11 protein-coding genes and 1 pseudogene are annotated in these 11266 nt (G+C 72.9%); 7 read left to right on the forward strand and 5 right to left on the reverse strand.

The genetic code is table 11. The features are described 5' to 3' along the window. Positions 1-102 precede the first annotated feature (102 nt). Positions 103-1386 carry a phosphoribosylamine--glycine ligase gene (gene purD / locus U4E84_RS06180; RefSeq protein WP_322531223.1) on the forward strand — a complete coding sequence of 428 codons (1284 nt, stop codon included), beginning with the start codon at positions 103-105 and terminating at the stop codon, positions 1384-1386. Between the two features lie 295 nt (positions 1387-1681). Next, positions 1682-2242 (forward strand): acyltransferase, encoded by a 561-nt coding sequence (locus U4E84_RS06185; RefSeq protein WP_322531233.1) that lies wholly within the window; start codon positions 1682-1684, stop codon positions 2240-2242. Between the two features lie 3 nt (positions 2243-2245). Here the strand turns inward: U4E84_RS06185 and U4E84_RS06190 are convergent, their stop codons facing one another. Then, entirely contained in the window at positions 2246-2629 is a 384-nt protein-coding gene (locus U4E84_RS06190; protein WP_322531224.1) for a DUF5798 family protein, read from the reverse strand. A 116-nt stretch (positions 2630-2745) separates the two neighbouring features. Here U4E84_RS06190 and surE point away from each other — a divergent pair, with 116 nt between their 5' ends. Next, on the forward strand, positions 2746-3579 hold the full coding sequence (surE, locus tag U4E84_RS06195; RefSeq protein WP_322531225.1) for a 5'/3'-nucleotidase SurE: 834 nt from the start codon (positions 2746-2748) through the stop codon (positions 3577-3579). A 27-nt stretch (positions 3580-3606) separates the two neighbouring features. Here surE and U4E84_RS06200 read toward each other — a convergent pair whose 3' ends face one another. Further along, positions 3607-4287: a nucleotide exchange factor GrpE gene (locus U4E84_RS06200; protein ID WP_322531226.1), complete on the reverse strand. Its 681-nt coding sequence runs from the start codon at positions 4285-4287 to the stop codon at positions 3607-3609. A 175-nt stretch (positions 4288-4462) separates the two neighbouring features. On the opposite strand from U4E84_RS06200, the gene U4E84_RS06205 reads away from it, so the two are divergent. Both U4E84_RS06205 and menD read left to right on the forward strand, forming a co-directional pair. Beyond that, positions 4463-5428: a DUF1028 domain-containing protein gene (locus tag U4E84_RS06205; RefSeq protein WP_322531227.1), complete on the forward strand. Its 966-nt coding sequence runs from the start codon at positions 4463-4465 to the stop codon at positions 5426-5428. Between the two features lie 80 nt (positions 5429-5508). Beyond that, a complete protein-coding gene (menD, locus tag U4E84_RS06210; RefSeq protein ID WP_322531228.1) occupies positions 5509-7371 on the forward strand; it encodes a 2-succinyl-5-enolpyruvyl-6-hydroxy-3-cyclohexene-1-carboxylic-acid synthase in 1863 nt (620 codons plus the stop codon). A 19-nt stretch (positions 7372-7390) separates the two neighbouring features. Here menD and U4E84_RS06215 read toward each other — a convergent pair whose 3' ends face one another. Continuing rightward, entirely contained in the window at positions 7391-7759 is a 369-nt protein-coding gene (locus tag U4E84_RS06215) for a BsuPI-related putative proteinase inhibitor (protein ID WP_322531229.1), read from the reverse strand. Positions 7760-7834: 75 nt separating this feature from the next. Here U4E84_RS06215 and U4E84_RS06220 point away from each other — a divergent pair, with 75 nt between their 5' ends. Beyond that, positions 7835-8587, forward strand: a complete 753-nt coding sequence (locus tag U4E84_RS06220) for a DUF2797 domain-containing protein (RefSeq protein ID WP_322531230.1) — start codon at positions 7835-7837, stop codon at positions 8585-8587. After that, positions 8584-9258 (forward strand): TRIC cation channel family protein, encoded by a 675-nt coding sequence (locus U4E84_RS06225; protein WP_322531231.1) that lies wholly within the window; start codon positions 8584-8586, stop codon positions 9256-9258. The genes U4E84_RS06220 and U4E84_RS06225 overlap by 4 nt, the downstream gene beginning before the upstream one ends. A 20-nt stretch (positions 9259-9278) precedes the next feature. On the opposite strand, the gene U4E84_RS06230 is transcribed toward U4E84_RS06225, so the two are convergent. Further along, positions 9279-10361: an ABC transporter permease gene (locus U4E84_RS06230; RefSeq protein ID WP_322531232.1), complete on the reverse strand. Its 1083-nt coding sequence runs from the start codon at positions 10359-10361 to the stop codon at positions 9279-9281. Then, positions 10354-11266, reverse strand: a pseudogene (locus tag U4E84_RS06235) (PrsW family intramembrane metalloprotease); the annotation flags it as partial. The pseudogene U4E84_RS06235 and the gene U4E84_RS06230, both read right to left, overlap by 8 nt.

Genomic DNA, 11266 nt, shown 5'->3' on the forward strand with positions numbered 1-11266 from the left:
GCGTCGCGTCCGAACGGTGACCACGAACATGATCCACGAGTGTGTCTATCTCGGTGTAAACGGAAAGTAAAGCTTACACTTCCGTGCACTCATCCGTCGGACATGACCGAGACCGTACTCCTCGTCGGCGGCGGCGGACGCGAGCACGCGATCGCCCGCGCGGTCGCCGACGACTGCGCGCTGTACGCCTGTGCGAGCAACCGGAACCCGGGGATCCGCCGGTTGGCCGAGGGCTTCGAATCGATCGACGAGACCGACGCCGAGGGAATCGCCGACTACGCGGCCGACGTCGGGGCGGACCTGGCGGTGATCGGTCCCGAGTCCGCGCTCGCGGCGGGCGTCGCGGACGCGCTCGACGACGCCGGGGTGTACGCGTTCGGCCCGCGGGCCGAGGAGGCGCGCCTGGAGACGGACAAGGCGTACCAGCGCGAGTTCATGGAGGAGGCGTCGATCCCCGGCTGTCCGGACTACGCGGTGTTCGACGACGTCGAGGCCGCCTGCGAGCACATCGACGCGTACGACGGCGACCTCGCCGTGAAGCCCGCCGGACTCACGGGCGGCAAGGGCGTGAAGGTGATCGGCGACCAGGTGACCGCCGAGGAGGCGAAGGCGTACCTCCGCGACGCCGACTACGACCGCGTCGTGTTGGAGGAGCGGCTGGTCGGCGAGGAGTTCACGATCCAGGCGTTCGTCGCGAACGGCGACGTCCGGACCACGCCCGCGGTCCAGGACCACAAGCGCGCCTACGAGGGCGACGAGGGGCCGAACACGGGCGGGATGGGCTCGTACTCGGACACGGGGCTCTCGCTCCCGTTTATGCGGGACGGCGACTACGAGGCCGCCGTCGACGTCCTCGACGCCGTGGTCGAGGCGCTCCCCGACTACAAGGGGGTCCTCTACGGCCAGTTCATGCTCACGGCCGAGGGACCGAAGGTCGTCGAGTTCAACGCACGCTTCGGCGACCCGGAGGCGATGAACACGCTGCCGGTGCTGGCGACGCCGTTCATCGACGTGTTGACGGCCGCGCGAGACGGTAACGACCTCCCCGAGCTCTCCTTCTCCGGCGAGGCGACCGTCTGCAAGTACGCCGTGCCGGACGGCTACCCGGTCGACCCCGACGCGGGCGCGAAGATCGCCGTCGACGAGGAGAGCGTCGGCGACGCGCTCCTCTACTACGCCAGCGTCGACGAGCGCGACGACGGGCTGTACACGACCACCTCGCGGTCGTTCGCGGTCGTCGGCCGCGGCGACTCGATCGCCGCCGCCGAGCGACAGGCCGAGGACGCGCTGTCGGCCGCCGGCGACGGCCTCCGGATCCGCCACGACGTCGGTAAGCGAGACCTCGTCGAGCGACGGATCGCGCACATGAGCGAGCTGCGGGAGTAGCGCACCCGAGCGGACGTCTGGAGAGACGCGACGCTGAGCGGCGTGGCGAACAGGCGGTCGTCGATCGCGTCCACACGGCGGTCGACCGCGCACCCGTCTCGGCCGGCCGTGGGCCCTCGTCAGGTCGTGTGGGCGTTGGCCGCGGTATCCGATTTGAACCCTCGCGCCGACTGCGTCGGCGACCCTTATACGTGAGCCGTCCGAACGTCCCGTCGTGACTCACGAGGACGACGGCGCGTCGGCGGATGGGGCAGGTCACGCGTCTGCGGATGCGCCGAGAGACGCTGCAGAGGGGATCGACGCCAGCGAGGGCCTCGACGACTCCCGAACCGACCGGCTGGACCGACACCCGACGCCGGGGGTGCGCAACTCGCTGTGGTCGTGGCCGGACGCGAAGTCGCCGCTCGTCGTCGTCCGCAACTACGTCGCGATCGTCCTCGCGCGGATCTGTCCGAGCCTCCGGCTGAAGAACTGGCTGCTGCGTCGGCTCGGCGTCACGGTGGGTTCCGGCGTCGCGTGGGGGCTTGAGTCGACGCCGGACGTGTTCTGGCCCGAGCGGATCACGGTCGGCGACGACGCCATTATCGGCTACGACGCCACGCTGCTGTGCCACGAGTTCCTCCGCGAGGAGTACCGCCTCGGCGACGTCGTCGTCGAGGCGGACGCGATGATCGGGGCGGGCGCGATAGTGCTGCCGGGCGTCACGGTCGGCGAGGGCGCGCGCGTCGCCGCAAACTCCCTCGTCGCCGCCGACGTCCCGCCGGAGACGACGGTGGCGGGCGTGCCGGCCGAGGTCGTGTCGCGGGCGGGCGAGGGAGAGACGACGGACGACGGGACGTCCGAGACGGTCGACTGAGCGTTACGCCGCGTCGCCGGCCGTGGTCTCGTCGCCGTCGCCGGCCGTAGTCTCGTCGCCGTCGGTTTCGGCGGGCTCCCCGCCGTCGCCCTCGGCGGGCTCCGCGTCTCCCGCCGCGTTCGCGTCGGCGGCCGCGCGCTCCGCCTCGGTGATGTGCGCTTCGGTGCTGACGCTCTCCAGGTCGACGCCGACCTCGCGCGCGACCGCGTCGAGGACGGCCCGCTGCTCTGCCATCTCGTTCTCAAGCCGCTGGACGCGTTCGGAGGTGTCGAGGACGGTCGTCTGGGTCTCCTCGACCTCGCTGCGGAGCTCGTTGATCTTCTGGTACGTGCGCTCGGCCTTGTCGGCGAGCGTCTGGATCTTCTTCGCCGTGTCCCCGAATCCCATGTCGGAGGGTGCGGGTCCCGGATACGTGGGCTTTTCCGTTCGCGGTGGCCGGGGCAGGCCAGACGGTTTCGCACCGTCGACGGTGGACTTTTGCCCGAACCGCCCGACGTGAGGGTATGAGCGTCGAGCGGATCCTGTTGACGAACGACGACGGCATCGACGCCGTCGGCCTCCGCGCCGTGTACGACGCGCTCGCGGTCGACTACGAGGTGGTGGCGGTCGGGCCGACCGACGATAGGTCCTCCGTCGGCCGCGCCATCTCCGCGGACGTCGAGGTCACCGAGCACGAACTCGGCTACGCCGTCGACGGGACCCCGGTCGACTGCGTCGTCGTCGGCCTCGACGAGCTCGTTCCGGACGCCGACCTCGTCGTCGCCGGCTGCAACGAGGGGGCGAACCTCGGGGCGTACGTCCTCGGGCGGTCGGGCACGGTCTCGGCCGTCGTCGAGGGGGCGTTCTTCGGCGTTCCGGGCGTCGCCGTCTCGATGTACGTGCCGGGCGACGAGGACTGGTGGAAGCGAGACCTGCGGCCGGCGGAGTTCGGGCACGCGACCCGGGCGGTGCGGTACCTCGTCGACGAGGCGCCGGCCGCGGGCGTCTTCGAGCGGGCCGACTACCTCAACGTCAACGCGCCGACCGCCGATGCCGTGGAGGGCGACGGCGGCGCGGACGCCGTGGAGGCGGCGAACCCAGACCCCGTACCGATGCGGGTCACCACGCCCTCGGAGTGGTACGGGATGGAGGCGACGGCGGACGGGAACGGCGGCGTGGCCATCTCCGACCCGATCTGGGGGCGGATGACGTCCGCGAACGTGCCCGACCCGGTCGGCACCGACCGTCGGGCGATCGTCGACGGCGAGGTGTCCGTCTCGCCGCTGTCGGTGCCCCACGCCGCGGAGCCCGAGGCGGGGCTCGACGAGGTCGCGAGCCGGTACGGGGCCGGGGAGTGAAAGCGGGGGGCAGCTCCGTGACGCCGACTACGACTCGTCGGCGCTGACGGTGACCTTCGCCTCGCTGACGACGCGGTCGCCCATCTCGTAGCCGGGCTCGTACACCTCGTGGACGGTGCCCTCGGGCTGGTCGCTCTCGACCCGTAACATCACCTGGTGACGCGCCGGGTCGACCTCGTCCCCCGGGTCGGGGGCGATCGGCTCGACGCCCTCCTCGGCGAGCACCTCGTCGAACTTCTCCAGCGTGGACTCCACGCCGGGGCGGAGGTCGCTCCCCTCCTCTTGGTCGAGCGCGCGTAGGAGGTCGTTGCGGACGGGAGTGAGCCGCTCGACGAGCGCCTCGGAGGCGCGCTCGCGGATCTCGTCCTGCTTCCGCTTGGCGCGCTGCTTGTAGTTGCTGAAGTCCGCCTTCGCGCGGGCGAGCTTGCTCGTCAGCTCCTCGGCCTCCTCCTCGGCAGCCAGCAGCTCCTCGCGCGTCTCCGCGAGCTCTGCCTCCAGTTCCGCCACCTCCCGCGCGAGCGCCTCGTCGTGCTCGGCGACGGCGGCAGCCAGCGCCTCGCCGTCGTCGCGGGCGTCGCCGTCCGCGTCGGCCGACTCGTCGCTCGGTCCCTCGGCGGTCGCCTCCGCCGTGCCGTTCGATCTCGCCGCGTCGCCCTCGGCGTCGTCGGAGGACTCGACCTCGACGTCGACGGCGTCGTCGTCGCTCATACCCGATCGAAGTCGGTCGGCGTGCATAAGCGTTGCAGAACGCGGTCGCGAGGGAGGGCGTGGGGCGCGGTCGCGAGGGAGGGCGCGGTCGTGAGGAACGCGCCGCCGTCCGTCGCCGGTCGCCGTGACGACCCCGACCGGGTTTATGAGCGCGCGCTCCGATCGCTCGATCCACATGTCAGTCCGACCCTCGACGTTCTCGATCGCCGCGCGCGACCCGGAGACCGACGCCGTCGGCGTCGCGGTCCAGTCGAAGTTCGTCAGCGTCGGCGCGGTCGTTCCGTTCGTGAGCGCGGACGCCGGCGCGATCGCCACGCAGAGCTTCGCGAACGTCGCCTACGGCCCCGACGGGCTCGACCTCCTCCGCGAGGGACGCGACGCCGCCAGCGTCGTCGACGAGCTCACCAGCGCCGACGACGAGGCCCCCTCCCGACAGGTCGGCGTCGTCGGCCTGGACGGCGAGCCGGCCGCGTTCACCGGCGAGGCGTGCCACGACTACGCCGGCGACCTGCAGGGGGACGAGTACACCGTGCAGGGGAACATCCTGGAGAACGCCGAGACCCTCACCGCCATGGCGGAGGCGTTCGAGGAGACCGACGGCGGGCTCCCGGAGCGGCTGATCGCCGCGCTCCACGCCGGCAACGAGGCGGGCGGCGACAAGCGGGGCGAGCAGTCGGCCGCGCTGTACGTCGCCAGGCCGGACGGAGGGTACGACGGCCGCAACGACCGCTGGATCGACGTGCGCGTCGACGATCACGAGCGCCCGATCGACGAGCTGGAGCGCGTCTTCAAGCTGTACGACGTCACCCTCCTGGAGCGCGAGGCGCCGGACGAGACCCGCGAGCTGACCGGCGACGCGGCCGTGGCGGTGGCGGCGACCCTCGCCGACCTCGGGTTCCTCGACGAGTCCGACGCGATCGACGGCGACGCGATCGGCGGCGACGCGACCGACGGCGAGGCCTTCGGCGAGTCGCACCGCGAGGCGCTGGAGACGTTCCGCGGGATGAACAACTTCGAGAACCACCCCGTTCCCGTGTTGGAAGACGCCATCGCCCGCGGCTGGGCCGACGCCGAGGGCGAGGGCGAGGACCGGCTCGTCGACGCGGTGTGGCACGGGCTCTCGCGGCTCGACCGGGTGTAGCGACTGTCCGCCGTCGAGAGCGACCACCCGACGCGAGCGACCCGCGGGAGTATTTAAATGTCGACTCCCAAGCGGTGGCAATGACCGCGCCGAACCGGAACGCGCTGTGGGGGCAGGCGCTCGTGGACGAACTCGTCGCCGCGGGCGTCGACGCCGTCGTCGTCTCGCCGGGCAGCCGCTCGACGCCGCTGACGATGGCCGCCGCGCGCCGCGACGACCTCCGCGTCTTCTCGCAACTGGACGAGCGCTCCGCCGCCTACTTCGCGCTGGGCCGCGCCCGGCGGACCGGGAGGGTCACGCCGCTGATCTGCACCTCCGGTACCGCCGCCGCCAACTACCATCCGGCCGTGATGGAGGCGAGCGAGGCCCGCGTCCCCCTCCTCGCGCTCACCGCCGACCGGCCGCCCGAACTGCGGGACTCGGGGGCGAACCAGACCGCCGACCAGGAGAAGCTGTACGGCGACGCCGTCCGATTTTACAAGGACCTCCCCGAGCCCGCGCCGAACGACCGCGCGCTCCGGTCGCTGCGGACCACCGTCTCCCGCGCCGTCGCGACAGCCGAGGGCGCCGACCCCGGGCCGGTGCACCTCAACGTCCCGTTCAAGAAGCCGCTGGAGCCGACGCGGGTGCCGGGCGACGTGCCCGCCGACCTCGACCCGGTCGCCGAGTCGGGTCGCGACGGCCCCTACGTCGACGTGACGCCGGGGTCGCCGGAACCGGGCGACGACGAGCTCCGCGCGCTCGCGAACGCGCTCGCGACGGCCGACCGCGGGCTGATCGTCGCCGGTCCCGCGGACCCGCCGGGGCTCGACGCCGAGTCGGTAACGGCGCTGTCGCACGCGACGGGGTTCCCGATCCTCGCCGACCCGCTCTCGGGCGTCCGGCACGGCGGCCACACCCGCGTCGCGCCCGTGATCGGCGCGTACGACGCGTACCTCTCGGCGTCGGTCGCGGGGGAGTCGGGAACGGGTCCCGAGTGGACCGACCCCGACGTCGTCCTCCGGCTCGGCGCGTCGCCGACGTCGAAGAACCTCCGCAAGTACCTCGCCGCCACCGGCGCCGACCAGTTCCAGGTCGACCCCGCAGGGCGCTGGCGCGAGGCGGAGTTCGCCGCGACCGACCTCGTCGTCGCCGAGCCGAGCCGCCTCTGCGCCCGTCTCTCGCGGCTCGTCGGCGGCGGGGGCGACGACGCGACCTGGCGCGCGCAGTGGGAGGCGGCCGACCGCGTCGCGCGAGCGGTCCACGCCCGCGAGGCGGACGCGCTCCCCGACTCGTCCGATCCCGCGCCGTTCCACGAGGGCGACGCGCTCCGCGCCGTCGCCGACGCCCTCCCGGACCCGGCGACGCTGTTCGTCTCCAACTCCATGCCCGTTCGCGACCTCGACCGGTTCGTCGGGCCGACGACGACGAGCGTCACCGCGCTCGGCAACCGCGGGGTCAGCGGGATCGACGGGATCGTCTCCAGCGCGCTCGGGGCCGGCTCGGCGACGACCGACGACCTCACCCTCGTCGTCGGCGACCTCGCGCTGTACCACGACGCCAACGGCCTGCTCGCGCTCGACCGGTGCGGCGTCGACGCGACGGTCGTGCTGATCAACAACGACGGCGGCGGGATCTTCCACGCGCTGCCGATCGAGTCGTTCGAGCCGGAGTTCACGGAGTCCTTCAAGACGCCGCACGGGATCGCCTTCGAGCCGCTCGCGGAGCTCCACGGGCTGCAGTACGCCCGAATCGACGCGCGCCCGGAGACCACCGGCGATGGCGAGCGGAAGGGGGACGCGGATGCGATCGCGGCGGAGATCGAAGCGGCGTGCGCGCGAGCCCGCGACGCCGACGGCTCTCACCTGATCGAGGTCCAGACGGACGCCGAGTCGAGCCACCGGACGCGAGAGCGGCTCGCGGCCGCCGTCGACGAGGCGGTTCACGGCGACGGCTCGGACTGAGACGCTGCCCGCCGAGGAGTCACTCCACCGCGACCGTCGCGGTCGCCTCCGCGTCGTGCTCCTCGGCGGTCAGCGTCCCCTCGATCAGGTAGACGCCCGGCGGCGGCTCCCGCCACGTCCCTTCGTACGTCGCCGACTCGCCCGGCGCCAGCGTCTCGGTGCCGAGCGCCTGCGTGAACAGCCGCCCTTCGCCGTGTCGCCAGACCGGTCCGGCGGTGCCGCGACGGGGACCGTCCCCCTCGTCGCCGGCGGACTCGAAGGCCGCGAAGTCGGCGCGCTGGCCGGTCCGGAACCGGAGCGTGACCGGGTCGTCGCCCTCGTTCGTCACGGTGAGCGCGAGAGTGACGCCACCGCCGCCCGCGGCGGCCGTCAGCGCGGCGTCGAGCATGGCGATCCATCCGGACGCCGCCCCCATGAATCTCCCGACGACGCGCATAAGTCGGGGCTCCCCCTACGGGAGCGCGTGCAGGTCGTGGGATACGAGTCGGGCGAGGGCCTCTACGTCGCCAGCGGCGGCGCGGTCGAGTTCGTCGACGCGAGCCCCGGCGCGGAGCTCGCCTACGGGCTCGGCGACCGACGCTGTGCGGGGACCGTCCACGACGGCGAACACGTCGCCTGCGAGGCCCCCGAGGCCCCCTACTGCGACGCCCACGGGAGCGTCTGGGTGTGCGCGCGGTGCACGGGGACGTGTCTGAAAGACGAGATGGACTGCCACGAGGAGCACGCGCTGTACCTCGCCGCGTTCGCCCCCGACGTGCTGAAGGTCGGGGTGACGCGGCTGTGGCGGCTGGAGACGCGGCTCCGCGAGCAGGGCGCGGACCGGGCCGCCCACGTTCGCACCTTCCCCGACGGTCGCGTCGCTCGGCGGGTAGAGGCCGAACTGGCCGGCGGCGAGGACCTCGTCGACCGGGTGCGGGTGCCGACGAAGCTCGCCGGGTTCGGGCGCGAGGTCGACGAGTCGGCGTGGGAGGCCCTGTTAGAGCGGTTCGACCCGACCGAGCGGTTCGACTTCGACTACGGGCTCGACCTCGACGGGCGACCCGTCGCGGAGACATTGGCGTCCGGGACGGTGCGCGGCTGGAAGGGCCGCGTGCTGGTGTTGGACCGCGGCGGGTCCACCTACGCGGTCGACGCCCGCGAGCTGGTCGGCTACGAGCTCACCGAGGAGGTGCCGGGGCGCGAACTGCAGTCGAGCCTGGGGGCCTTCGGCGAGTGACGGGGGGACTCTGGGCGGCCCTGTTCGGTGACCCGTTCGCGGTGATGAACACCGTCGGGCTGGTCGCGTTCGCGCTCGTCGGCTCGACGAAGGCGATCCGCGAGGAGTACGACCTGTTCGGCGTCGCGGTCGTCGGGCTGGCGATGGCGTTCGCCGGCGGGGTGACGCGCGACCTCCTCGTGAACCGGGTCCCGCTCGTCCTGCAGTCGCCCGTCGAGGTCGCGCTCGGGCTGATCGGCGTCGCGCTGGCCGTCGTCCTCAGCGCCGCGCTCGCGTCGCCGGACGCGCACCCGATCACGGTCGTCTCGGACGCGATCGGCCTCGCCGCCTTCGCGACGACCGGCGCGATCGTCGCGACCGAGGCGGGCGCGTCCGCCTTCGGCGTCGTCACCGTCGCGACGATCAACGCGGTCGGCGGCGGCGCGTTCGCGGACATCCTGCTGGACCGCGCGCCGTTCGTCCTGTTCGACGACTTCTACGCGAGCTGCGCGGTGTTGGGCGGGGCCGCGTACTGGGCGCTCGGCGTCCTGGGCGGACTCGGCGGGGTCGCCGCCGGCGCGTGCGCGGCGGTGACCGTCGGCACGCGGCTGGTCGCGGTCGCGTACGGCTGGTCCCTCCCGACCGCAGGGTGGTTCGAACGCGTCGTCGACCGGGTTATCGGCGAGCGGTGAGCCCGGATTTTCAATAGCGCTCACCCCTCGAACCCGCTCTCGGCGACGATCCGCCGAACGCCGGCGTACGCGACCGCCGCGATGCCGACGTAGGCGACGACGAGCGCGGTCGTCGTCGCGTCCGCGCTGTCGATGGCGAGTCGCGCGACCGCGTTCGCCGGACCGCCGGCGGTCGCCGTGGCGCCGCCGAAGAGGACGAGCACGCCGACAGAGTAGAGGAACTGGGCGGCCCGCCGGTCGGGCGCGAGCGCCGAGATGGCGACCGCGAGCGCGACGACGAGCGTCGTCAGCGCGGTCATCAGCGCGAGTATCGACGGGACGTTCGCGACCGGCGTGCCGTTCGCCCGCAGCAACAGCAGCCACAGCAGCGCCTGTCCGGGAGCGATCGCGACCGCGGCGAGCGCCTTCCCGTCGACGATCTCCGCGAGCGTGACGGGCGCGACCCTGAGCAGTTCGAGCGTCCCCTCGTCTATCTCCTGTGTGATCGAGTCGACGACGAGCGACCCGGAGATGAACACCGGGAGGAAGACCAACACCGGGATCAACACGGTGTACGTGAACGTGAAGTACGGGCTGGAGCCGGTCCGCTCGGGCAGGGGGAGCGGCGACTCGCGCAGGTGCGCGCTCCGGTCTGCGCGCTCGGCCCGCTCGTAGGTGCGCAGCAGGTCGCGGAGCTGCACGACGGTCACCGTCGTCTCGACGCTGGCGTCCGGCGCCGTGACCGCCGCCGAGACCCGTCCCCCGTCCGTCCGGGTCGCGACCACGACCGCGTCGGCCGCGCTGCGATCGAACGCCCGGCGGGCGTCGCCGGCGTCCTCGTAGGGCGTCACCGAGACCCCCTCGACGTCGCCCGCGGCGCGTTCGAGGCCCGCCACGTCGTCGCCCGCGGCCGCGACCTCCACCTCCGCGCCGTCCAGCGCGCCGGGGTCGTACATCGAGACGAGCCCGACCACGAGGAACGACGAGAACGCGGCGACGAACAGCTGGATCCCGATCGCCAGCAGGATCGTCTTCTCGGCGCGCAGGCCCGCCAGCTCTCGCCCGGCGATCGTCAGTCGGCCGCTCCGCCCGGCGCTCGCCGGCCGGCTATCGGTCCTATCCATGGACGCTCACCACCCCGAAGTTGTACGCGGCGTGGAGCAGCGTCGCCAGCGCGAGCGTCAGGGCGTAGCGCGTCCGCCCACGGCTCGCGCCCACCGCGGCGACGACCGTCGCGAAGCCGTGAAGCACGAGGGGAGCGAACAGCAGCGCCGCGAGGGCGACGGGGGAGAGGCCCTCCACGCCGGCCACGCCCCCGAACGCGGCCCGGCCGACGAAGAGCTCGGTGAGTCCGACGGCCTGCACGACGGCGGTGGCCTTCTCCGCGAGGAAGAACCCGACCGCGGAGGCGAGGCCGACGGCGACGGCGACCCGGTCCGTCCGGGCGAAGACCCCGCGCTCGAACCCGGCGTAGAGGTGCACGCTCTTGGCGACCTCCTCGACGAAGGCGATCGTCACGAGCAGCACGGGGACGGACACGGTGATCGGCAGCGCGAACAGCGTCGCCACCGCCAGCAGCTCCGCGACGAACACGAAGGGGATCGTGCAGGCGGTGAGGAACGCGACCGACGCGAGCGCCCGAAGCAGCCGACGGTCGACGAGTCCGCCGAGGGCGACGTCCTCGACCGACGCGAGCCGCACCGCGAGCGCGTCGAGGAACTTGCGCGTCACCGGCTTCTGTGCGAACATGTCCTCCTCGCGGTACACGCCGAGGCCGAGCCCGAACAGGAGCGCGGCGCCGAGCGTCATCGGGCCGGTCGCGAACAGCACCTCCCCGACCGAGACGGCCTCGCCCTGGAGGTCGAACACGACGAGCGTCAGCGGCGACACCAGCGCGACGGGGGTGACGTCCGTGAAGACGGCGGGAACGAACGCGTACGTCGTCAGGAGGACGCTGACGCCCACCGTGACGAAGGTGAGCTCCTTGAACGACCGCGCGAACATCGCGCCGACGAACGTCGCCGCGAGG

Source organism: Halorubrum sp. AD140, assembly GCF_034497445.1.
Lineage (GTDB): Archaea > Halobacteriota > Halobacteria > Halobacteriales > Haloferacaceae > Halorubrum.